We start from the raw sequence: 22309 nt of genomic DNA, 5'->3' as shown, positions 1-22309 counted from the left end.
TCAGGCTCCCTTCTTCGCGCGGCGTTCGGTGGGCTGGGTCACCCGGTCGAGCATCAGGCCCAGGCAGACGATCGCGGCACCGGCGACCAGGCCGGTCGCCAGGTCGCCCTGGGCGAGGCCGAAGACGACGTCGTAGCCGAGTGCGCCACCGCCGACCATGCCGCCGATGATGACGACGGCGAGCACCAGGACCACGCCCTGGTTGACGGCGAGGAGCAGCGCCGGGCGGGCCAGCGGGAGCTGGACCTGGCGCAGCTGCTGGGCACCGGTCGCGCCGAGCGAGCGGGCCGACTCCAGGGCCGCCGGGTCGACCTGGCGCAGCCCCTGCGCGGTGATGCGGACGACGGCCGGCAGCGCGTAGACGACGGCCGCGGCGACGGCGGGGGCGCGGCCGACGCCGAACAGGGCGACGACCGGGATCAGGTACACGAACTGCGGCATCGTCTGGAACACGTCCAGCACGGGCCGCAGCAGGCGGTCGACGCGGTCGCTGCGTGCCGCGGCGATGCCCGTCGCGAAGCCGACGACCAGGGTGACGGCGACGGCCGCGAGGACCTGGGAGAGCGTGTCGAGGGACGGGTTCCACACGCCGAGCACCCCGATGGCGGCCATGGCGAGGACGGCGGTGAGCGCGGTGCGCCAGGTGCCGATCAGCCAGGCCAGGGTGGCGACGAGGAGCAGCACCGACCACCAGGGCAGCCACTGCAGTCCGTCGCGGATCGGATCGAGGACCCAGGTGGTGAAGCGTGCGGCCCAGTCGGCGGTGCCGCCGATGACGGGGACGCCCGAGTACAGGTGGTCGGTCATCCAGCCGACGGCCCGGTTGACCGGCTCGACGAGGGACACGACCCATCCGTCGGGCCACTCCAGGCGTGCCGTCAGCCGTCCGGCGACGGCCACGACCGCGGCGCCGGCCACGACGTACAGCCAGTGCGTGCGGGGCCTGGGCGCCTGGCCGAGGTTCGCCCCGGCCGCGCCGGTCACCCGGTCGAGGACGACGGCGAGCAGCACGATCGGGATGCCGGCGGCGAGGGCCGCGCCCACGTCGACGGAGGCCAGCGCCTGGTAGACGCGGTCGCCGAGACCGCCCGCGCCGATCACCGAGGCGATGACGGCCATGGACAGCGCCATCATGATCGTCTGGTTGAGCCCCAGGAGGAGTTCCCTGCGGGCCAGCGGGATGCGGGCGGTCAGCAGGCGCTGGCGGGCGGTGGTGCCGAGCGACTCGACCGCCTCCAGCACCTCCTTGTCGGCGCCGCGCAGACCGAGCGCGGTCAGCCGGGCCATGGGCGGCGCGGCGTAGACGACCGTGGCGAGGACGGCGGCCGGGACGCCGATGCCGAAGATCAGCACGACCGGCAGGAGGTAGGCGAAGGCGGGGAGCACCTGCATGGTGTCCAGGACCGGGCGCAGGACGCGGTCCATCCGGTCGGAGAGCCCGGCGGCGAGCCCGAGCAGCGCGCCGACGACGACGGACGCGGTGACCGCGACCACCATCAGGGCGAGCGTCTGCATGGTGGGCACCCACATGCCGAGCAGTCCGCAGGCGAGGAACGCGACGGCGGTGCCGAGTGCGAGGCGGATGCCCGCGACCCGCCAGGCGACGAGTCCGGCGAGAGCGGTCACCCCCGCCCATCCGACCGCGAGGAGGGCGAGGTAGACGGCCCGTACGGTGACGACGACGACGTTGCTGACGTGGCCGAAGAAGTACAGGAAGAGGGGGTGGGAGTCCCGGTTGTCGATGATCCAGTCGCTGGCTCCGGCCAGCGGTCCGGAGGCGTCCACGGTCAGTGCCTCGGGCCAGCTCCCGCTCGCCCAGCGTGCGGTGGCGAGCGGGACGAGGACCGCGGCGACGAGCGCCAGCGCGAGGAGCTTGCGCACGGCCGGGCGGGTCAGGACGCCCGGCGCCGAGGCCTTCCGGGCCGTTGCCGTGATCGCCGCCATCACACCGGCTCCTCACCGGTGGTGGCGAGGGCGGCCGGCGCACGGAGCCCGGCCGGTGCCGCCCCCGGGTCCTTCGAGCCGGGGGCGCCTCCGGCGGCACGACCGCCCGCGGGCGCGCCGGTCACACCGGCCACCACGTCCAGCAGCGCCTCCGAGTCGACCACGCCCAGGCAGCGGCCCCCGTCCAGGACACGGGCCGGGCCGCCCGCGCGGGCGACGGCCTCGATGGCCTCCGACACCGTGGCGTCGGGCCGCACCGCCGGGCCGCTGCCGGCCTCCTCGGCGGAGGCGGCGGGGCGCATGGCCGTGCGGACGGTCATGACCTGCTCGCGCGGGACGTCCCGGACGAACGCGCGGACGTAGTCGTCGGCGGGCGAGCCCACGATCTCCTCGGGGGTGCCGAGCTGGACCACGCGGCCGTCGCGCATCAGGGCGATGCGGTCGCCCAGCTTGAGCGCCTCGCCGAGGTCGTGGGTGATGAAGACCATCGTACGGCCCTCCTCGCGGTGCAGCCGGACCACCTCCTCCTGCATGTCGCGCCGGATGAGCGGGTCGAGCGCGCTGAACGGCTCGTCGAACAGCAGCACTTCGGGGTCGACGACGAGCGCGCGGGCCAGCCCCACGCGCTGCCGCTGGCCGCCGGAGAGCTGCGCGGGTCTGCGCTGCTCCAGGCCCGCCAGGCCGACCTTGGCGACCACCTCGGCGGCCCGCTCACGGCGTTCGTCCCTGCCGACGCCCTGGATCTGAAGGCCGTAGGCCACGTTGTCGAGGACGCTGCGGTGCGGCAGCAGGCCGAAGTGCTGGAAGACCATGGCGGCGCGGTGGCGGCGCAGGGCGCGCAGCCGTGCCTTGTCCATGGCGCGGACGTCCTCGCCGTCGATGGCGATGCTGCCCGCGGTCGGCTCGATCAGCCGGGTCAGGCAGCGCACCAGGGTGGACTTGCCGGAGCCGGACAGGCCCATGACGACGAAGACCTCGCCCTTGCGGACGTCGAAGCCCACGTCCCGGACGGCGGCCGTGCAGCCGGTGCGGGCGCGCAGCTCGGCCGGGCCGAGGGCGGCGAGCTCCGGGTCGCCGGGGATGCGGTCGGCCTTCGGTCCGAAGACCTTCCACAGGCCGTCGACGGAGAAGACGGGGGTATGGTCCGCGGTGTCGGCGGTGGTGCTCATCACGCACCACCCCCGATCAGGTCGACGGCCCGCTCACCGACCATCAGCACCCCGATCATCGGGTTCACGGCGGTCATGGTCGGGAAGACGGAGGCGTCGGCGATCCGGATGCCCTCCAGGCCCCTGATCCGCAGCTCGGGGTCGACCACGGCGTTCTCGTCGTCCGCGGCGCCCATCCGGCAGGTGCCCGCCGGGTGGTAGACGGTGTGGGCGACCTTGCGGGCGTACTCGCTCAGCTCCTCGTCGCCGGTGACGTCCGGGCCGGGGCACACCTCGCGCTTGAGCCAGCCGGCCAGCGGCTCGGTCTTCGCGATCTCCCGGGCGATCCTGATCCCGTCGACGAGGGTGCGGCCGTCGTAGTCGTCCTCGTCGGTGAAGTAGCGGAAGTCGAGGGCGGGCTTGACCTCCGGGTCGGCGCTGGTGAGGTAGAGCCGGCCGCGGGACCTGGGCTTGGGGATGTTCGGGGTCATGGAGACGCCGAACTCCGGCCGCTCGTAGCCCAGTCGCTCCGGGTTGTCGGTGAACGGGATCTGGTAGAAGTGGAACATCAGGTCGGGGCCCGCGTGTTCGGGGTCGCGGCGCACGAACAGGCCGGCGTCGGAGTCCATCGCGGAGTTGTCCGGGATGGGTCCGTTCGTCTCCCAGACGATCACCGACTCGGGGTGGTCGAGCAGGTTCTCGCCGACGCCGGGCAGGTCGTGCGCCACGGGTATGCCGAGCGCCTCCAGGTCGGCCTTCGGGCCGATGCCGGAGTGCAGCAGCAGCCGGGGCGAGTCGACGGCCCCGGCGCAGAGGACGACCTCGCTGCGGGCCTTGACCAGGATCTCCTCGCCGTCCTTGGTGCGGACGTGGACGCCCTCGGCGCGGGTGCCGTTCAGCTCCAGCCGGTACGCCCAGGTCTCCAGCAGGATCGTGAGGTTGGGGCGTTCGTCCATCACCGGGTGCAGATACGCCACCGACGCCGAGGAACGCTTGTTGTCCTCCGGGTGGTAGGCCAGGTCGAAGAAGCCGACGCCCTCGGCGAACGGCTTCTTGTTGAAGCCCTCCACGCGCGGTACGCCGAGCGCGGCCCGGGCGGCGTCGACGAAGTCACGGGCGATGGCGTTCCGGTCCTTCTCGTCGACCGGGACGATGTTGTTCTTGAGCCGGGCGTAGTACGCCTCCATCTGCACCGCGCCCCAGCCCTCGGCGCCGGCCGCCTCCCACTCGTCCCAGTCGGACGGCAGCGGCTTGAACGCGATGAGCGTGTTGTGCGAGGAGCAGCCGCCCAGGACGCGGGCGCGGCTGTGCCGGATGTGCGAATTGCCGCGCGGCTGCTCGGTGGTGGGGTAGTCGTAGTCCAGTTCGCCGCCGAGCAGGCCCATCCAGCGGCGCAGGGTCAGCACGTCGTCGCGGCCGACGTCGGTGGGACCGCCCTCGATGACGGCGACGGTGACGTCCGGGTTCTCGGTCAGCCGGGAGGCGATGACGGAGCCGGCGGTTCCACCGCCGATGACGACGTAGTCGTATTCCTGTGCGCGGGTGTGGTCGGACATGGAAGGGGTACTCCTCCGGGACTCGGGACAAGTGTGCGAAGAGTGGCTGCGGGTGCGCTTCGGGTGGCGTTCCGGATGACGCGGGCAGGGGCGGCGCAGGACGATGCGGGGCGCGGGCACGGGAGGTGCCCGGTCGCGCCCTTGCGTTCGTCCTGCGCGCCGCCCGGGAAGTCACGGGGGCGTCCTCGCGCCCGTGGGGGCCGCGGCGCCGGTCCGGTGGTTGCGGCTCAGCCCGCGAACCAGCGCACCGGCTTCGGTGCCAGGTTCTGGTAGACGTGCTTGGTCTCGCGGTACTCGGCGAGGCCGGCCGGGCCGAGTTCGCGGCCCACTCCGCTCTTGCCGAAGCCGCCCCACTCCGCCTGCGGGAGGTAGGGGTGGAAGTCGTTGATCCACACGGTGCCGTGGCGCAGCCGCCCGGCCACGCGGCGGGCGCGGCCGGCGTCGGCGGTCCAGACGGCGCCGGCCAGCCCGTACTCGGTGTCGTTGGCGAGGGCGACGGCCTCGTCCTCGGTGCGGAAGGTCTCGACGGTGAGGACCGGGCCGAAGACCTCCTCGCGCACGACCCGCATCTCGCGGTGGCAGCGGTCGAGGACGGTGGGCTCGTAGAAGTAACCGGCCTCGGGACGCTCGGCGGACGGCTCGGGCCGCTTGCCGCCGCAGCGCAGCACCGCGCCCTCGGCGAGCGCGGACTCGACGTACGCCTCGACCTTCGCGCGCTGCTGCTCGGAGACCAGCGGCCCGCACTCGACGCCCTCCTCGGTGCCCCGGCCGAGCCTGATCCTCTCGGCGCGGCGGGCGAGTTCGGCGACGAAGCGGTCCCGGACCGACTCCTCGACGATGAGCCGGGCACCGGCCGAGCAGACCTGACCGCTGTGGATGAAGGCCGCGTTGAGGGCCTGGTCGACGGCGGTGTCGAAACCCTCCGCGGTGGCGCAGGCGTCGGCGAAGACGACGTTGGGGTTCTTGCCGCCGAGTTCGAGGGCGACCTTCTTCACGCCCGGGGCGGCGGCCTGGGCGACCTTGGTGCCGCTGGCCAGCCCGCCGGTGAAGGAGACCAGATCGACGTCGGGGTGCTCGGCGAGCCGGGCGCCGACGGTGTGGCCCGGCCCGGTGACAACGTTGGCGACCCCGGTCGGCAGCCCCGCCTCGACGAGCAGCTCGATGAGCGCGACGGTGGTCATCGGGGTGATCTCGCTGGGCTTGACGACGAAGGTGTTGCCGGCCGCCAGAGCCGGGGCGATCTTCCAACTGGCCTGGAGCAGCGGGTAGTTCCAGGGAGTGATCATCGCGCACACGCCGACCGGCTCGTGCACGACGACGCTGTGGACGTCGGGCGAGCCCGCGTCGACGACCCGGCCGGGCGCCTCGGCGGCGACCAGGTCGGCGAAGTAGCGGAAGGCGTCGGCGACGCAGTCGATGTCGACGCGCCCCTCCTCGAGGGTCTTGCCCGCGTCCCGGCTCTCCAGCAGACCGAGCTCCTCCCGGTCCCGCACGAGCAGTTCGGCGACGCGGCGCAGCAGCGCGGCCCGCTCGGCGGCGGAGGTGCGCGGCCACGGGCCCTCGTCAAAAGCCTGCCGGGCGGCGGCCACCGCCAGGTCGACGTCCTTCTCGTCACCCTCGGCGACCACGGCGAACGGCAGGGCGTCCGCGGGGTCGAGGATCTCGCGTGTGGCCCCCGAGACGGCCGCCCGCCATGCTCCCCCCGCGTGGATGGTGTCGCGCGCCCGTAGTTCCGTACTGTCCGCCATGATCGGTTACCGACCTTCCGTTCCTGTGCCACGTCCCCGGGTCACACAGGCGTCACCCAGGAGACCGGGTGCACCTGCCCCCGCGCCCCGAATGCATGCGCGATCCACGGCCGGAAGTGCGCCATACCACTGAACGCGGGGGTGAAAAGGGACAATTCGCTCCCCCTGTGAGCGGTCCGTCACAGGGGGAGCGCGGTCGGCGTCACCGGACCGCGGACTCAGTCGGTCCCCGCGCCGGGGCCCGTGCCGCAGGTCGTGCGGGGCGGGCAGAAGTGGCCGAGGGCCGTCCGCAGCAGTGCGCGCTCGTCCTCGCGGCCGTCCGCCTCGGCTCCGTAGGCGGCGATCGCGTAGAGCCTGCCGTCGGCGGCCGCGAACCGCTGGTCGACGACGTGCCAGGTGCCGACGTCCGGTTCCCCCTTGATGGAGTCGACGAGGTACTCCAGCCGGGAGCCGGTGAAGTCGCCGTCGTCCAGGCTCTCCAGGGAGAGCTCCGTGAACCCCGGGGGCTTCGCGACGGCGTCGGAGAGGAACAGCCCGTGCGACTCGCCGGGGGACGTCTCCGACACCTCGAAGACCTGCAGCCGGCGCTCCCCGTCCGGGCTGCGGTAGTGGACCACGTCGATGCCGTACGTGGAGGGCACCGTGGTGCGCGTCCACCCCGCGGGGCGGGCGAGGGTGAAGCCCTCGGGGTCGGTGTACGGCTCGTAGCCGGCGGGGAGGTCCTCCGCCGGACCGGTCCCCTCGGCCGGGGACTTCCCGGCGGGGCTCCCCCCGCCGGAGGGTTCCCGCGGGCCGGGGGCCGACGGCCCGGACGTCCGCGACACGTCCGCCGAGGCCGCCTTGCCGTCCGCACGGCCGTCCGGCCCCTCACCGCCCCCCGGCACCAGGGTCAGGACGAGCCCCGCGACCGCTCCCACGGCGGTGGCCCCGCCCACCACGGCCCAGACACGCCGGCGGCCCGCCCCGCGCGGGTCGTCCCCTCGGGGCGCGGGGGCGCCGGGGAGCGGCTCGGGGAGGGGCGGGGGGACGGACCAGGGCACGGCCGAGGGCGGCTGCGCGGGCGCCGGCCCGGCTCTCGGCGGGCGCATTCCCGTGAGGGTCGGCGCGGAGGGCGAGACACCGGGGTGCGCCGGGTGCACGGGGGCGGCCGGGAGGGCCCCGTCGACGGGCGAGGGGGTCCCCGGGCCGGGTCCGCCGGCCGCCGGGTCCCCGCCCGCGGCCGGAGGGCCACCCGGTCCGGTCGCCGCCGGTGAGGCTGCCGGACCGCCCCCTTCCGCGGCCGGCGGAGCGACCGCAGCGGTCCCGGCCGGAGCGTCCGCAGCGGTCCCGGCCGAAACGTCCGCAGCGGTCCCGGCCGGAGCCGGAGCGGCGTCCGCCGGGTCCGGAACGGTGTCCGCCTGCGCCGGAACGGTGCCGCCCGGCGGCCCCCAGGCGGCGGGGGCCGGAAGCGCGGCGACCGCGTCGGCCGTGTCCTCCTCGCCCTCCTCCCAGCGCTGGAGCTCCTCGTTCCAGTAGCGCGGTCCTCCGGTCATCGCATCCCCCTGTCCTCCCGGCTTCCCAGCTTCCGGGCTTGCTCCCGGTCCGTCCCGGCCGTCGTCGGCCACCGCCGGCCTCACACGCCGAGCAGCCCCGCCACCGTCCCGGCCGAGGCGAGCACCGAGGTGAGGGCCTGGGCGTCCGCGAGCAGTTCCCGCACCCGCCCGAGGCGGCTCTCACCGGCCGCGCCGGTCCGGCCGATCTCGTCCTCGGTGTCCGCGAGCGCCTCGTCCAGCCGGGCCGTCTGTTCGCTCTGCCGCACCCGGGACAGGTCCGCCCGCAGTGCGCGGACCGCCTCCAGCAGTTCCTCGGCGGCCGCGTCGCGCTGCGCCGGGACCCCGTGGTGGGCCTCGGCCCGCGCGTGGCGGCCGATCGCGAAGGTGCTGTGCGAGACGTCACCGATCCGGACGTTCGGTTCCTCGTGCGTCATGGCGGGGTTCATCCCTTCTGCGGTGCGGCACCGCCGGAGGCGCTCGCGTGCTCGCCGATGGCGAAGGTCGAGCCCTCGACCCGGTCGATGTGCACGGCGCCGTTGCTGATGTTCACGATCTTCTGCACGAACTCGCCGGTCTCGTAACCGGCGTCGGCCAGGGCCTGCCGGACCCCGCGCCCGATGCGGTCCTGGATGCTCCGCAGGTAGCGGTCCACATCCATCCGCTGGAACGTGGATCCGACGTCCACCGCGGCCAGTTCCCGCACGGAGAGGGCGGGCCCGTCGGGCAGCGCGACCGCGTGACCGCCGGTCAGCAGCCGCCACGCGAAGACGGCGCCGTGGGCGAGGGCGGCCAGGGAACGGCCCGCCGAGCCGGGCACCAGGGCGAGGGCCCCGGCGGCCCTGCCGACCACGTTGCCGTGGAGCAGCCGGTGGGAGACGCGGTCGCCCTCCTTGAACTCGGCCCGCACCGGGTTCAGGACGTGCGGGGCGACCTCCAGCATGAGCATGCGGCCCTGGGTGTGGACGCGCACGAAGACCGTGACGACCAGTTCCTCGTCCCAGCCGCCGACGCGGATGCGCAGGAAGTGCCGCCGCTTCTCGCCGCCCTCCTCGACGGCCCGCACCCGGTGCCGCTCGAACTCCTCCGCCGAGTAGGGGGCCTGGTCGCGGTCGGTCAGCCCCTCGACGGGAAGGAACACGCACTCGTCGATCTCGAGCCGGCGCAGCCGGTCGCGCACCGCGGTCCCCGCGTACTCGGCGGGCGTCCGCAGCTGTTCGAGCAGGGGGCGGATCCTCTCGAGGATCGCCCGGTTGCTGAGCGGCTGCGGCGCGGCGTCCTCGTCCGGCCGGAGTTCGACGGCGAGCACCCAGGTGTCGTACGCCGTGCCGGCGCCGCAGAACGGGCGGGCCTCGTCGTACATGACCAGCGGGGCGTGCTGTTCCCGCCGGATGCGCCGCACCAGGCGGGAGAAGCGCTCCCCCTCGGCCTGCTCGGCGGGGTCGTTCGCGAGGCCCGGGAAGCGCTTCGCGGACAGCTCCGCGGCGAACACCCGGGCGAACCGGTCGCGCCGGGCGGCGGCGCACAGCGCGATGAGCACGAGCACGGCGATCCCGAACCAGGCCTGCCACGGTTCGGTCGACTCCAGCGGCGTCCCGTCGAAGGAGCCCGAGCCCCCCGAATTCCCGGAGGCCGAGCCGTACCACGGGTCGTAGGAGTCGTAGGAGTCGTACGACGAGCCGGATCCGGAGCCGCCGTCGGAGCCGGCGCCGAACGCGGCGGTGACCATGAGGGCCAGGCCGGCCGCGAAGAGGAGGCGCCCGTACCAGCGCACGACGAAGGCGGCGAACAGGCGGTACGCGGGCGGCTGTTCGGCACTGCCCCGGAGCCGAGGGGCGAGGGCGAGCAGCAGACCGGCCAGGAGCGGCAGGCCCAGCAGCAGGCCGCCGACCGCCAGGCCCACCGCCCAGAGCCCGAGGACGGCCGCGGACCACAGCAGTTCCTGCCGCCGGGCCCGCAGCGCGTGCGCGAGGACGCGGGCCGCGTCGAAGCCGGACGACGGGGCGACGATCCGCTGTTCGTTGAGGTACAGCTGCTCGATCACGCGGTCCCGGTACTCCGCGTCCTGGTAGGTCCCCGCGCACAGCAGCCGGGTGGCCTCGCTGGCGTACGGCGGGACGGGCGGTGGCTCCGGGAGCGCCGGGGGCGCCGGGGCGTTCGCGTGGTGCTGTTGCCGCGGCACGTGTGCGGTGCTCATGCCGATCCCCCGTGCGGATGGGTCAGTGGTGACCGTCGAGTTGAAGGGCCGTCAGCATAAGGGATGCGTCAGAGCGAGGGAAACCGGATTGTCAAGGGCTCGACCGCGTGATGTGCGCCAAGCTTTGGCCTTGGCTTCGGGATGAAAATCCGGGGCGGAAGGCCGGGCCGGGCGGGCGTGGGCACCCCGCTCCTCCGGCTTCGGCCGACCGCCCCGGAGGGCGTCCGGCCGCACGCGTGCACGGGTCCCGCCGGGGCCGCCGCCGGCGCCGGAACGCGGTGATCCCCGGGCCGCGCGCGCGGCCCGGGGATCACCGGTGGAGCGGGGTGCGTCAGATGAGGCCGAGGCCGCGGACCGCCTCGCGCTCCTCCTCGAGCTCCTTGACGGAGGCGTCGATGCGGGCGCGGGAGAAGTCGTTGATCTCCAGGCCCTGGACGATCTCGTACGCGCCGTCCTTGACGGTGACCGGGAAGGAGGAGATCAGGCCCTCGGGGACGCCGTAGGAGCCGTCCGACGGGATGCCCATGGAGACCCAGTCGCCCTCCGGGGTGCCGTTGACCCAGGAGTAGACGTGGTCGACGGCGGCGTTGGCGGCGGAGGCGGCCGACGAGGCGCCGCGGGCCTCGATGATCGCGGCACCGCGCTTGGCGACGGTCGGGATGAAGTCCTCGGCCAGCCACTTCTCGTCGTTCACGACCTCGGCGGCGTTCTTGCCGGCGACGGTGGCGTGGAAGATGTCCGGGTACTGGGTGGCGGAGTGGTTGCCCCAGATCGTCAGCTTCTTGATCTCGGAGACCGGGACGCCGGTCTTCTTCGAGAGCTGGGTCAGCGCGCGGTTGTGGTCCAGGCGGGTCATGGCGGTGAACCGCTCGGCGGGGACGTCCGGCGCGGCGGCCTGGGCGATCAGCGCGTTGGTGTTGGCCGGGTTGCCGACGACCAGGACGCGGATGTCGTCCGCGGCGTGGGCGTTGATGGCCTGGCCCTGCGGCTTGAAGATGCCGCCGTTGGCCTCCAGCAGGTCACCGCGCTCCATGCCCTTGGTGCGCGGGCGGGCGCCGACGAGGAGGGCGACGTTGGCGCCGTCGAAGGCCACGTTCGGGTCGTCCGTGATGTCGATGCCCTGCAGGAGCGGGAACGCGCAGTCGTCCAGCTCCATGGCCGTGCCCTCGGCGGCCTTGAGCGCCGGGGTGATCTCCAGCAGGCGCAGCCTGACCGGCACGTCCGCGCCGAGCAGCTGGCCGGAGGCGATGCGGAAGAGCAGGGCGTAACCGATCTGGCCGGCCGCGCCGGTGACGGTGACGTTCACGGGAGTGCGGGTCATGGCGTTCTCCGTATGACAGCTGGCGGTGGGGCGGTCCCTGCCCCGGGGTGCGGGATCCCCGCGGCCGGTTCGCGGTGACCGGTCGCCGGAGCGGGTGGCCCGGCGCCGTCCGCCGCGATGATCGATCACGGATACGAATGATCGATCTCTTGGCGTCAAGAGAGATCCAGCGGTCAGGCTATCGCGGCATCCCCGGTCGCGGAGGGCAGGGCTCCCTGTGGCCCGTCCCACAGAGCGCCCCCTCCGGCACCCGGGCGGACGGGAAAGGGGCGGCCGCCCGTCCGGGAGAGGTGGAGGACTGAAGCGGCCGCCGTCGGGGACCGACCGTGCCGGACTCCCGTGGGGGTAGGTTCCGCCTGCCCGTCTTTCGCCGAGTCATGCCGGTTCGTCACATATTCCGCACACATTCCCCCGGAGAGCCCCGCAAGGAGGCGGGGAGCCTCCCCTGACCGGGTGAATACCCAGCTCGTCCGGTTTACTTTCTGCAGCCTTTTACTCCGTGCAGCCTTCCTCGCCGGAGGCGAGCACCGCGCAGGCCTTGGCCCGGGCCGCGCTCTCGACCGCCACCATCGCGGTGTAGGCGACCGTGTCACCGGTCTCGGTGACGGTGTCGCTCTGCTTCGACCCGCCCGCGGCGATCTCCACCTTGTCGCCCTGCGCGGCCTGGGTGATGCGTCCCCACGCGGCGCCGCAGGTCTCGCTGTAGCGGACCTCCACGGTGGTGGTGCCGACGGTCGCGGTCCCGGCGGTGATCACGAGATCACCGCTGCACCCCATGCTCTCCGCGTCCTTGCCCGTGCAGCCGTCACCGCTGCACTTCACGCCGGCGGGCAGGTTCGCGTCGGCGGTGGCGGTGGGCGAGGGGGACTTGGCGGCCGCGTTCTCCTTCTTGTCGTTCTCCATCCCGGTGACGTAGAACGCGGCGGCGACCACCACCAGCGCCCCCACGGCACCGACGACGAACGTCGACGTGCGCCGCTTGCCCCCGGGGCCGCCGGAGCGGCCGCGGTCGGCCGTGCCCCGGGGCGGTGCGCCGTGCACTCCCGGCGTCCGTCCGTACCCGGCGGGCGGCGCGGCCACGGCGTCGCGGCGGTCCGGCTGCGGTGCCCCGGCACGTCCGCCGACGCCCCACGCGTCCGTCCCGGAGGCGTCGCGGACGTCGGTGGCGGTCGGCTGCGGCGGCACGCTCGGGGAGACCCCGGCCGGTCCCGCGACCCCCGGACGGACCGCGGTGCCGCCCTTGCGGCTCCTGCCGTCCGCACCCGCCGGCGGACCGGCGAGCTCGCTGAGCGCGGCGCGCGCCTGCGAGATCCGGATCGCCTCCATCGTCATGTCGTGGCGCATCTCCGAGCGGCTCCAGGCGCGCTCGGCGAGCTCCCACATGGTGGTCAGGTGCACCGGGTTGGTCCCGGTGACCTCGGCCAGGGCCACGATCGCGCGCTTGGGCGCGAGCAGCCGGCCGTTCAGGTACCGCTCCCAGGACGTCTTGCTGTAGCCCGTGCGGTCGGCGACCGACGCGACACTCAGACCGCTGCGGTCCACCACCCGCCTGAGCTGGCTCGTGAATTCCCTGATCTGCGGATCGAGCTCATCCGGCAAGGCCTTCCAACGAGGCATTGCTTCCCCCCTCTTCCCCCGCGTCCGTGCTGGTGTTTCCCTCGCGCATGGTGCCCTCTGCCGAGTCCCGTTCTGGCTACCCACAGGGATGCCGCCAGCCAGGGTCTCAGTTCCCGGGGTGGGGGCGCACGGGAGCGTCGGGCTCCGGGCGCACGCCGTCGCACGCCCGCTCGTACTCGCTTGCGCTCCAGTGTCCCACCGGCCACCCCCTCGACCGAACGGAACCCCGCACAAGCCCGGCCGAGCCCCTCGCACCCCCGCCCCGGCCCCGGCAACGTCCCGGGTCACCACGATCGCCCATGCCGGCCCCGCCGTCCCCCACTTGTCCGCAGTTGCGCGAACTTGTCAATACATCGACACACCGCACCCACGAGGACGACCCACGGGCCCCGCCGGTCCCCTTCGTCGGGCCCTTCGCCCGCCGGAGGGAGGTTCCGGAACGGTCGGGGGATTCCGGAGCACGTAGCGGAATGGTCACTTCCGTGCCACAGCGGCAGGACAGCCGTTGAACAGGCACTTCGCCGTGCAGGAAGGTGGTTTCCGGCGGCGGCCCGTCCTCTCACGGGGGTGAGGACGGGCCGCCGTACGCGGCCCTCCGCTCCGCCGGGCGCTACCCGCTGACCGTGAAGTGCAGCGTGTCCTTCAGGAACGGGATCTCCAGCCACGGCTTCGGCTGCACCATCAGCGCCAGCAGCGCGATCACCAGGCCCAGCACGCCGTACGTGACGATGTCCGTGAAGCGGGAGCGCACCGCGAGCATGCCGACGTCCGGCACCAGCCACCGCAGCGCGGCCCCGGCCAGCAGCGCCGCGCCGATCAGCAGCGTGCCGAGCCGGAACAGGTCGAACGCGGTCAGCAGCAGCCCCAGTCCGACCGTGAACAGCACGGCGAGGATCGGCCACTGGCGGGCGGGCGCGGGGGCGTCGCCGGGGGCGGCCCGGCCGCCGCCCTCGGGGCGCGCGGTGTCCCGGGTGAACAGCGGGAACCGGCGGGTGGCGCGGCGCGGCCGGCCCGAGGCGTCCGGGGCGCTGACCGGGTCGCGGACGGTGATCTCCTCGCCGGCCTCCTCGTTGCGCTCAGCCGACACTGCGCTCCGCCGCCTCGACCACGTTGACCAGCAGCTGGGCCCGGGTCATCGGGCCGACACCGCCGGGGTTGGGGGCGACCCAGCCGGCCACCTCGGCCACGCCCGGGTGGACGTCGCCCACGATCTTGCCCTCGGCGCTGCGGGAGACGCCGACGTCGAGGACGGCCGCGCCGGGCTTGACGTCCTCCGGGCGGATCAGGTGGGCCGAACCGGCGGCGGCCACGATGATGTCCGCGCGCCTGAGGTGGGCCGACAGGTCACGGGTGCCGGTGTGGCACTGGGTCACGGTGGCGTTCTCGCTGCGCCGGGTCAGCAGCAGCGGCATCGGACGGCCGATGGTCACGCCGCGGCCGACGACCACGACCTCGGCGCCCTTGATCTCCACGCCGAAGCGGCGCAGCAGGGTCAGGATGCCGTTGGGGGTGCAGGGCAGGGGGGCCGGCTCGTTGAGGACGAGGCGGCCGAGGTTCATCGGGTGCAGACCGTCGGCGTCCTTGCCCGGGTCCATCAGTTCGAGGATGCGGTTCTCGTCGATGCCCTTGGGGAGGGGCAGCTGGACGATGTAGCCGGTGCAGGCGGGGTCCTCGTTCAGCTCGCGGACGACCGCCTCGATCTCCTCCTGCGTGGCCGTGCCCGGCAGCTCGCGCTGGATGGAGGCGATGCCGACCTGGGCGCAGTCCCGGTGCTTTCCGGCGACGTACTTCTGGCTGCCGGGATCCTCCCCGACGAGGATCGTGCCGAGGCCGGGCGTGACGCCCTTCTCCTTCAGCGCCGCCACGCGGGCGGTCAGATCGGACTTGATCTCGGCTGCGGTGGCCTTGCCATCGAGAATCTGGGCGGTCATGGACCCATCCTCGCGGATGACCGGCCCCGGGTTCCAATCCGCCCGCATGACGGGCGGGCGCGACGTCCCCGACCGCGGATCGTCCGTTTCCGGTCAAGATCAGCGATGTTGCACTTGCACAACACATACGGGATGCGTCTGGACAGGGAAGAGACCGGTCAAGAACGATGAGTCGTACAGTGCCGCGGGCAGAACCGGGGGGACGGACCGCATCTGTAGAACTTCCTCCGCGCCGTGCCTCGCGTCGTCCCCGCACGCGTTGAATGACAACGGAGGAAGAACCGCCATGAGTTTCGGCGACCCGAACAACCCCTACGGCGCCCCGCAGGGCCAGCCGCCCGGCTACGGCTACCCGCAGCAGCCCGGCCAGCCCGGTCAGCCCGGCTACGGCTACCCCTCGGCCCCGCCGCTCCAGCCCTACGGTCACCCCGGGGCTCCGGCCGTCATGCCCGGCAGCGTCAAGGCCGCGCGCGTGATGCTGTTCGTGCTCGGCGGCTTCCAGGTGCTCGGCGGCGTGCTGATGATGGTCGCCAGCGCCTGGTTCGCGGAGTACTTCGAGGACGCCGTCTCCTCCGACCCGAGCATCTCCGTGGAGGACGCGGACGCCGCCGCGAGCATCGGCGCGGGCGTCATGATCTTCTTCGGGCTGATCGTGCTGGCGTTCGCTTTCTGGGCGATCTTCACGGCCGCCAAGTTCGCCACGGGCCGCGGCGGCGTGCGCGTCTCCGCGATCGTCTACGCCTCGCTGGTCGTGCTGTTCAGCCTGATCAGCCTGGTCGGCGCCAACGTGTTCGCGTTGCTCAGCCTGGTGCTCGGCATCCTGATCATCGTGTTCTGCGCCAACAAGAACGGCGGATACTGGTTCAACCGGCCGCAGTACTGAGCCCGTTCCCGCTCGCGCAGCTTTCTCGCCAAACACGTCACGGGGCCGTGTCTCACCCGAACGAGGGAGGACACGGCCCCGGTGCGTCGCCCTACTCTGGCCGAACAGCCGTCAGGCACGGGGAGACGCACCTTGTACAGCCTCATCGTCGTACCTCCGCCGACCACTCAGGACGCGGAACACCGCACCCGTATCCACCTCGCCCCCGGCGAACGCCTCGCCTTCGGCCGCTCGGCGCACGGCAACGGCCTGCGCATCGCGCACGACGGCGTCTCCCGGAGGGCCGGTGAGATCACCGCCCAGGGCGCCTTCTGGCTGCTGAGCAATCTCAGCCGGGAGCAGACGTACGTCGTGGAGAACCCGGAGGGCGCGGGAGAGCACATCAAGGTCGGGCCGGGGCGGCTGGACGCGCCGGTGCCGTTCGAGTTCTCGCGGATCGTGCTGCCGGCCTCCGGCGAGCTGCTGCCGCTGGAGGTCTGGGCGCCGCGCCACGACCACGTGCGCTTCGCCGACGACCCCGACGGCACCGCCACCGTGCCCGCCTTCTCCCTGGACCGCACCAAGCGCTACTTCGCGGTGCTGGCCGCCCTGTGCGAACCCCGGCTGCGCGGCGCCCCGCACGCCCCGCTGCCCACGGTCGAGCAGGTCGTGGAGCGGCTGCGGCCGGCCTGGCCCGCCGCGTCCCGCGCCTCGGTGCAGTGGAACATCGACTACCTCGCCGTGAAACTGCGCCTCAAACCGGGCCCCGAGACCGCGGATCCGGGGCCGCGGCTGAACGGCAAGAAGGAGTCGCTGGTCTCCCTGGCGCTCCGCTTCGACCTGGTCCGCGAGGACGACCTGGTGGTCCTGGCGGCGCCGTCCCGCCAGGGGGTCCGGTGACCGAGGCCTACGCCGTGCCGGTCCCCAAGGGGTACCGGGTGGGCGAGTGGGAGGTGCGCGAGCCGATCGCGACCGGCGCCTTCGGCAGCGTGTACGCCGGCCGGCGCGCCGGGGGCGGGGACGGCCGGCCGCGGGTGGTCGCCCTGAAGTTCCTGCCCACCGGCACGAGTACGCCCCGACGGCTGAGCCACCTGCGCGAACTGGTCGAGCGGGAGGTCGACGTGCTGCGCCGGCTGCGGCAGCCGCGGCTGATCCGGATGTACGAGACGCTCACCGTCGACGACCCCGGCCGCCCGGAGCTGGACGGCGCCACGGTCCTCGTCCTGGAGAAGGCGGAGGGCTCCCTGTCCGCCCTGCTCACCGCCTCGCCCCGGCCCGCGGCGGGCCCCGGACTGCTCGCCCAGATCTGCGAGGGGCTGGCCCAGCTGCACCGGGCGGGCTGGGTGCACGGGGACCTGAAACCGGCCAACGTACTGCTGATGGCGGACGGTTCGATCCGCCTCGCCGACTTCAACATGGCCGCCGAGCTCGAGGGCACCCACGCCTACACGCCCGCCTTCTCCACCCCGGACTACACCCCACCCGAGCTGCTGTGGTCCGAGATCGGTGAACGGGGCCGCCGGATCCGCCCGTCCGCCGACGTGTGGGCCTTCGGCGTGCTCGCCCACCTCGTCCTCACCGGCTCCCTCCCGCTGCCCGGCGCCACCCCGACGGTCCGTCGCGACGCGGCCGCGGCCTACGCGCGCGGCACCGACGAGCTGCGGCTCTCCCCCGCGCTGCCGGACGCCTGGCGGGACGTCGTGCGGGCCTGTCTGACCCGGACCCACGAGGACCGCATCGACGGCGAGGAGCTGCTGCGGCGGGTGCGGACGGCGGCCGGTGCGGGGCGTCCGTTCCGGCTGCCCCGCCCGCGGCCCGCGCGCCGCCGCCCGCGGCGGACGGTCGTCGCCTCGGCCGCCGCCACCGCCGCCGTGGCCGTCCTCGGGTACGGCATCGCCGCCTGGACCGGGGACACCTCCGACGGCGGCGGCAGGGGCGCGGCAGGGACCGCCGGCGCCGACGCCGCCTCCTACGGCGCGGACGAACTCCGCACCGACCGGGGCGTGCCGCCCGCCTACCGGCTGCTGATCGTGGAGACGGCGCACGACTGCGGGCGCGCGGGCGTCACCCCGGCGCTGATCGCCGCCATGCTGAAGGTGGAGAGCGACTTCGACCCCGACCTCGCCGACCCGGCCAAGGACGAGTACGGCATCGCCCGCTGGACGCCGAAGGTGCTGCGCTGGTGGATGAACGAGGACGGCACGCCCGGCGAGACCGTCCCCGAACCGCCCTTCCCGCCCGCGGAGTCCGTCCCCGCCATGGGCCGCTACCTCTGCTGGATCGCGCCCCGCCTGGAATCCGGTCTCCCGGACGACCGCCGGGTGCTGCTCGCCGCCGCCTACCGGACGTCGTACCGGAAAGTGAACGACGCGGGCGGTGTCCCCCCGAAGTACCGCCCCTACGCCGACCGCGTCGCCCACTACCTCCAGGAGTACACCCCGCCGGGCGCCTCCTGACCCTGGGACGTGCGAGGTACCGGCCGGCGGGCGTCCGGGCCACCGTGGGGGTGTCCACCAACGGGGGTGGCACGACCGGAGGGACACACACCATGAAGCGCACACTCGCCTCGCTCGGCGCCGCGGCGCTCCTCGCGGCGGGCGCCGTCGCCCTCACACCGGCGAGCGCGTCGGCCGCGGACGGCTGCTGGGGGAACGCCGGACCGAAGAAGGGCCCGAACGGCGCGACGTACACGGCGCGTTACTGTCACAACTACCAGGCGTCCGACATCGGCGTGGGTGACACCAGGACGGGTCACCTCTACGCCGGCGACAACTGGTTCGTCTGCCAGCAGAAGTTCGCCAACGAGAACCCGCCGGTCGGCAGCGCCCGCAACAACTGGTGGCTGTGGACGCAGGGCGACAAGGCCTACGCGAACGGCGGCTGGGGCTGGTTCCCCGCCACGAAGGTGTCCGGCGGCGGCAACTACCAGCCCATCCCGGGCCTGCCCGCCTGCTGACCGGCGCGGCACGGACGTGCGGCCCCCGGCCCCCTCGCACGGGGGCGGGGGCCGCACGTTCCGGCGTCCTCGCTCAGTGGAAGAAGTGCCGCGTCCCCGTGAAGTACATCGTGACGCCGGCCTTCCGCGCCGCCTCGACGACCTGCTCGTCGCGGACCGAACCGCCGGGCTGGACCACGGCCTTCACCCCGGCCTCGACGAGGATCTCCAGGCCGTCGGGGAAGGGGAAGAAGGCGTCGGAGGCGGCGTAGGAACCGGCCGCGCGCTCGGCGCCGGCCCGCTCGACCGCCAGCTTCGCGGAGTCGACGCGGTTGACCTGGCCCATGCCGACGCCGACGGAGGCGCCGTCCTTGGCGAGCAGGATCGCGTTGGACTTCACCGCGCGGCAGGCCCGCCACGCGAAGGCGAGCTGCTCCAGCTCCTGCGCGTCGAGCGCCTCGCCGGTCGCGAGCGTCCAGTGCGCCGGGTCGTCGCCCTCGGCCTGGAGCCGGTCGGTGACCTGGAGCAGCGCGCCGCCGTCGACGGGCTTGACCTCGACCGGGCGGGACGGGCGGTCCGGGCAGCGCAGGACGCGGATGTTCTTCTTCTTGGTGAGGGCTTCGAGCGCGCCGTCCTCGTAGCCGGGCGCGACGACGACCTCGGTGAAGATCTCGGCGACCTGCTCGGCCATCTCCCGGGAGACCGGGCGGTTGACCGCGATCACACCGCCGAACGCGGACAGCGGGTCGCAGGCGTGCGCCTTGCGGTGCGCCTCGGCGACGTCCGCGCCGACGGCGATGCCGCACGGGTTGGCGTGCTTGATGATCGCGACGGCGGGCGCGTCGTGGTCGTAGGCGGCGCGCAGCGCGGCGTCCGTGTCCGTGTAGTTGTTGTACGACATCTCCTTGCCGTGCAACTGCTCCGCCTCGGCGAGGCCGCCGGTGCCGTCGACGTAGAGGGCGGCGGGCTGGTGCGGGTTCTCGCCGTAGCGCAGGGTGTGCGCGCGCTCCCAGGTGGCGCCCAGGAAGTCGGGGAACTGCGAGTCGTCGACGGGGGCGTACGCGGAGGCGAACCAGGAGGCGACGGCCACGTCGTAGGCCGCCGTGTGCCGGAAGGCCTCGGCGGCGAGCCGCTTGCGGGCGGCGAGGTCGAAGCCGCCGTTCTTCGCGGCGTCGAGGACGTCGGCGTAGCGGCCGGGGCTGGTGACCACGGCGACCGAGGGGTGGTTCTTGGCGGCGGCGCGCACCATGGACGGGCCGCCGATGTCGATCTGCTCCACGCACTCGTCGGGCGTCGCGCCGGAGGCGACGGTCTCGCGGAACGGGTAGAGGTTCACGACGACGAGGTCGAACGGCTCGACGCCCAGCTCGGCGAGCTGCCGCCGGTGGTCCTCCAGGCGCAGGTCGGCGAGGATGCCGGCGTGGACCTTCGGGTGCAGGGTCTTGACCCGGCCGTCCAGGCACTCGGGGAAGCCGGTGAGCTCCTCGACCCCGGTGACCGGGACGCCGGCGGCGGCGATCCTGGCGGCGGTGGACCCGGTGGAGACGAGTTCCACGCCGGCCTCGTGCAGGCCCCGCGCGAGGTCCTCGAGGCCGGTCTTGTCGTAGACGCTGACGAGCGCCCGTCGGATGGCCCGCTTGTTGCTCTCGGCGGTCACTGGATAACTACCTTTCGTCCCTCGATGCGATAGCCGTTGCGGGCGAGCCGCCCCACGACCTCGACGAGCAGCCTTCGCTCGACTTCCTTGATGCGCTCGTGCAGAGCGCTCTCGTCGTCCTCGTCCCGGACCTCCACCACGCCCTGCGCGATGATCGGCCCGGTGTCGACGCCGTCGTCGACGAAGTGGACGGTGCAGCCGGTGACCTTGGCGCCGTACGCGAGCGCGTCCCGCACACCGTGGGCTCCGGGGAAACTGGGCAGCAGGGCGGGGTGGGTGTTGACGAACCGCCCGCCGAAGCGCGCGAGGAACCTCTCCCCCACGATCTTCATGAACCCGGCGGACACCACGAGGTCCGGCTCGTGGGCGGCCACGGCGTCGGTGAGCGCGGCGTCCCACTCCTCCCGGGTCGCGTGGTCCCCGACCTTGCAGACGAAGGTCGCCAGCCCCGCGCGCTCGGCACGGGCCAGCCCCTCGATGCCCTCGCGGTCGGCACCGACGGCGACGACCTCGGCCCCGTACGCCTCGGCGCCGGTGGCGGCGATCTCGTCGAGGAGCGCCTGCAGATTGGTGCCGGATCCGGAGACCAGCACGACGAGACGCCTGGCGCGCTCGGCCACGGGCTTGGCGGCCACGGTGGGGCCCTTTCTCGGGGAGCGTCCGTGCGGTCGGCGGCACAGCGCTTTGTGTCTTCGTCCGAATGCTTCGCGTCCCCGGATACGGGGAAGCCTACGAAGCGGCCGACCGTCAGCAACGATACCGGCACACCGGGCGGCCCCCACGGGACGGGGGCGTGGCCGGAAGGTAGCGTCTGGGAAGAGCCGGTTCGGGATCGTTCGGGGTACGGGGGAACGTCACCCGCGCGCCAGACGTTCACACGAGGACGGACCCGGGCCCCAGAGCCGACGGGAACGCGCCGGCTCACCAGCCCAGTCGTAGTCGATACGTCGTGCGAGGCGGCAGCGCCGGACCACGCCGTGCTTCATTAAAAGGGGAAGACGCTCACTTGATGTCGGACCGCAGCCTGCGATTCCTCACGTTCCCCCAGCAGTCGGCCCGGGGAGGGGAGCGGGGCGCCGTGCTGCTGCGGGAGCGCCCCACCTCGCCGCCCGACGCGTCCCGGGGCGAGGGCGGCGACGACCGGCGCCGCGACTCCCAGGACGACAATCCGTTCGCACCGCCGCCGGAGGGCACGCCCGACCGGCCCTGGCAGCCGAGGCACCCGTCCGGCGACGAGGGCGGCGACGACTCCCGGGGGAACGGCGACCGCTCCCCCTGGGGCCGCAACTGGAGCGACCGGCAGCCCGGCCGCTCCCCCGGCGGCTTCGGCGAGCGCCCGCGCGGCCCCGAGGGCCCGGGCGGCGGCCCGGTCCCCGGCCCGCGCTGGGACCCCACGGACCCCGCTCAGCGCCGGGCGCGCTACGCCCTGCTGGGCGGCATGTGGGCCTTCTTCTTCGCCCTCTTCGGCTGGCCCTACGTCGCGCTGCCGCTGGGCGCGTTCGCCCTGTACTGGGGCATCAGCGCCCTGCGGACCAAGCCGCGCACGCCCGACCCGGACTCCCCGGCGCCCCGGCCGGCGGGCCGCCCGCAGACCACGGCCGCGGTGAGCGGCCTGGTGACGGCCTCCCTGGCGCTCGCCCTGGTCGCCGCGTCCTTCGCGGCCCAGCTGGTCTACCGCGACTACTACACCTGCACGAACGACGCGCTCACCCAGGAGGCGCGAGACTCCTGCAGCACCCTCCTGCCGAAGGAGCTGCGCGACTTCCTGGGGCCGGCCGACTGACGCTCGCGGTGACGCCGCGAGCGCCCGGTCGTCAGGTCGGGGCCGCCCGGCGGGCGGCCCGGGGACGGGCGGCCCGGGGCT

Annotated in this window: 18 protein-coding genes; 5 read left to right on the top strand and 13 right to left on the bottom strand. The window is 73.8% G+C overall.

Annotated features, from left to right (window positions below; all coding sequences use genetic code 11):
- From CP969_RS23805 to CP969_RS23755, 11 genes are all read right to left on the bottom strand, one after another.
- Positions 1-1944 (bottom strand): ABC transporter permease, encoded by a 1944-nt coding sequence (locus CP969_RS23805; RefSeq protein WP_016824929.1) that lies wholly within the window; start codon positions 1942-1944, stop codon positions 1-3.
- Complete coding sequence (locus tag CP969_RS23800) at positions 1944-3113, bottom strand: quaternary amine ABC transporter ATP-binding protein (protein ID WP_016824930.1); 1170 nt, start codon at positions 3111-3113, stop codon at positions 1944-1946. The genes CP969_RS23805 and CP969_RS23800 overlap by 1 nt, the downstream gene beginning before the upstream one ends.
- On the bottom strand, positions 3113-4648 hold the full coding sequence (locus CP969_RS23795; RefSeq protein ID WP_004984237.1) for a GMC family oxidoreductase: 1536 nt from the start codon (positions 4646-4648) through the stop codon (positions 3113-3115). Before CP969_RS23795 ends, CP969_RS23800 begins: the two co-directional genes overlap by 1 nt.
- A gap of 227 nt (positions 4649-4875) precedes the next feature.
- Positions 4876-6396 carry an aldehyde dehydrogenase family protein gene (locus CP969_RS23790; protein ID WP_016824931.1) on the bottom strand — a complete coding sequence of 507 codons (1521 nt, stop codon included), beginning with the start codon at positions 6394-6396 and terminating at the stop codon, positions 4876-4878.
- A gap of 218 nt (positions 6397-6614) precedes the next feature.
- Positions 6615-7484 (bottom strand): DcrB/PsbP domain-containing protein, encoded by an 870-nt coding sequence (locus CP969_RS23785; RefSeq protein WP_223887097.1) that lies wholly within the window; start codon positions 7482-7484, stop codon positions 6615-6617.
- A gap of 524 nt (positions 7485-8008) precedes the next feature.
- A complete protein-coding gene (locus CP969_RS23780) occupies positions 8009-8362 on the bottom strand; it encodes a hypothetical protein (RefSeq protein WP_016824933.1) in 354 nt (117 codons plus the stop codon).
- A gap of 8 nt (positions 8363-8370) precedes the next feature.
- The gene (locus tag CP969_RS23775; protein ID WP_016824934.1) at positions 8371-10122 is read right to left on the bottom strand and encodes a hypothetical protein; all 1752 of its coding nucleotides are present in this window, start codon (positions 10120-10122) and stop codon (positions 8371-8373) included.
- A gap of 331 nt (positions 10123-10453) precedes the next feature.
- Positions 10454-11443: a malate dehydrogenase gene (locus CP969_RS23770; RefSeq protein ID WP_004984252.1), complete on the bottom strand. Its 990-nt coding sequence runs from the start codon at positions 11441-11443 to the stop codon at positions 10454-10456.
- A 492-nt stretch (positions 11444-11935) separates the two neighbouring features.
- Positions 11936-13060, bottom strand: coding sequence for a helix-turn-helix domain-containing protein (locus CP969_RS23765; RefSeq protein WP_171817470.1), 1125 nt, complete (start codon positions 13058-13060; stop codon positions 11936-11938).
- A gap of 610 nt (positions 13061-13670) precedes the next feature.
- Positions 13671-14147 (bottom strand): DUF3017 domain-containing protein, encoded by a 477-nt coding sequence (locus tag CP969_RS23760; protein ID WP_004984255.1) that lies wholly within the window; start codon positions 14145-14147, stop codon positions 13671-13673.
- Positions 14137-14991 carry a bifunctional methylenetetrahydrofolate dehydrogenase/methenyltetrahydrofolate cyclohydrolase gene (locus CP969_RS23755; protein WP_004984258.1) on the bottom strand — a complete coding sequence of 285 codons (855 nt, stop codon included), beginning with the start codon at positions 14989-14991 and terminating at the stop codon, positions 14137-14139. The genes CP969_RS23760 and CP969_RS23755 overlap by 11 nt, the downstream gene beginning before the upstream one ends.
- 286 nt (positions 14992-15277) lie before the next feature.
- Between CP969_RS23755 and CP969_RS23750 the strand changes: the two genes are divergently transcribed.
- The 4 genes from CP969_RS23750 to CP969_RS23735 all read left to right on the top strand — a co-directional run bounded on the left by CP969_RS23750 (position 15278) and on the right by CP969_RS23735 (position 18809).
- Entirely contained in the window at positions 15278-15874 is a 597-nt protein-coding gene (locus tag CP969_RS23750) for a hypothetical protein (protein WP_016824936.1), read from the top strand.
- Between the two features lie 132 nt (positions 15875-16006).
- Positions 16007-16753, top strand: coding sequence for an FHA domain-containing protein (locus CP969_RS23745; protein WP_016824937.1), 747 nt, complete (start codon positions 16007-16009; stop codon positions 16751-16753).
- Positions 16750-18309: a protein kinase domain-containing protein gene (locus CP969_RS23740; RefSeq protein ID WP_016824938.1), complete on the top strand. Its 1560-nt coding sequence runs from the start codon at positions 16750-16752 to the stop codon at positions 18307-18309. The genes CP969_RS23745 and CP969_RS23740 overlap by 4 nt, the downstream gene beginning before the upstream one ends.
- Before the next feature lie 92 nt (positions 18310-18401).
- Positions 18402-18809, top strand: coding sequence for a hypothetical protein (locus CP969_RS23735; RefSeq protein WP_016824939.1), 408 nt, complete (start codon positions 18402-18404; stop codon positions 18807-18809).
- Positions 18810-18882: 73 nt separating this feature from the next.
- Here CP969_RS23735 and purH read toward each other — a convergent pair whose 3' ends face one another.
- Positions 18883-20445, bottom strand: a complete 1563-nt coding sequence (gene purH / locus CP969_RS23730; RefSeq protein ID WP_016824940.1) for a bifunctional phosphoribosylaminoimidazolecarboxamide formyltransferase/IMP cyclohydrolase — start codon at positions 20443-20445, stop codon at positions 18883-18885.
- Positions 20442-21080, bottom strand: coding sequence for a phosphoribosylglycinamide formyltransferase (purN, locus tag CP969_RS23725; protein ID WP_016824941.1), 639 nt, complete (start codon positions 21078-21080; stop codon positions 20442-20444). Before purN ends, purH begins: the two co-directional genes overlap by 4 nt.
- A 374-nt stretch (positions 21081-21454) precedes the next feature.
- Between purN and CP969_RS23720 the strand changes: the two genes are divergently transcribed.
- Positions 21455-22228 (top strand): hypothetical protein, encoded by a 774-nt coding sequence (locus CP969_RS23720; protein WP_016824942.1) that lies wholly within the window; start codon positions 21455-21457, stop codon positions 22226-22228.
- Positions 22229-22309 lie beyond the last annotated feature (81 nt).

Source organism: Streptomyces viridosporus T7A, assembly GCF_008704515.1.
GTDB lineage: Bacteria > Actinomycetota > Actinomycetes > Streptomycetales > Streptomycetaceae > Streptomyces > Streptomyces viridosporus.
This window is presented reverse-complemented; position numbering and strand designations above follow the sequence as displayed.

Bases quoted from the DNA above. Each gene is read 5' to 3' on its own strand.
- CP969_RS23800 (WP_016824930.1), bottom strand. From the start codon at position 3,113: ATGAGCACCACCGCCGACACCGCGGACCATACCCCCGTCTTCTCCGTC.
- CP969_RS23790 (WP_016824931.1), bottom strand. From the start codon at position 6,396: ATGGCGGACAGTACGGAACTACGGGCGCGCGACACCATCCACGCGGGG.
- CP969_RS23750 (WP_016824936.1), top strand. From the start codon at position 15,278: ATGAGTTTCGGCGACCCGAACAACCCCTACGGCGCCCCGCAGGGCCAG.
- CP969_RS23755 (WP_004984258.1), bottom strand. From the start codon at position 14,991: ATGACCGCCCAGATTCTCGATGGCAAGGCCACCGCAGCCGAGATCAAG.
- CP969_RS23735 (WP_016824939.1), top strand. From the start codon at position 18,402: ATGAAGCGCACACTCGCCTCGCTCGGCGCCGCGGCGCTCCTCGCGGCG.
- CP969_RS23805 (WP_016824929.1), bottom strand. From the start codon at position 1,944: ATGGCGGCGATCACGGCAACGGCCCGGAAGGCCTCGGCGCCGGGCGTC.
- CP969_RS23795 (WP_004984237.1), bottom strand. From the start codon at position 4,648: ATGTCCGACCACACCCGCGCACAGGAATACGACTACGTCGTCATCGGC.
- CP969_RS23780 (WP_016824933.1), bottom strand. From the start codon at position 8,362: ATGACGCACGAGGAACCGAACGTCCGGATCGGTGACGTCTCGCACAGC.
- CP969_RS23765 (WP_171817470.1), bottom strand. From the start codon at position 13,060: ATGCCTCGTTGGAAGGCCTTGCCGGATGAGCTCGATCCGCAGATCAGG.
- CP969_RS23770 (WP_004984252.1), bottom strand. From the start codon at position 11,443: ATGACCCGCACTCCCGTGAACGTCACCGTCACCGGCGCGGCCGGCCAG.
- CP969_RS23775 (WP_016824934.1), bottom strand. From the start codon at position 10,122: ATGAGCACCGCACACGTGCCGCGGCAACAGCACCACGCGAACGCCCCG.
- CP969_RS23720 (WP_016824942.1), top strand. From the start codon at position 21,455: ATGTCGGACCGCAGCCTGCGATTCCTCACGTTCCCCCAGCAGTCGGCC.
- CP969_RS23785 (WP_223887097.1), bottom strand. From the start codon at position 7,484: ATGCGCCCGCCGAGAGCCGGGCCGGCGCCCGCGCAGCCGCCCTCGGCC.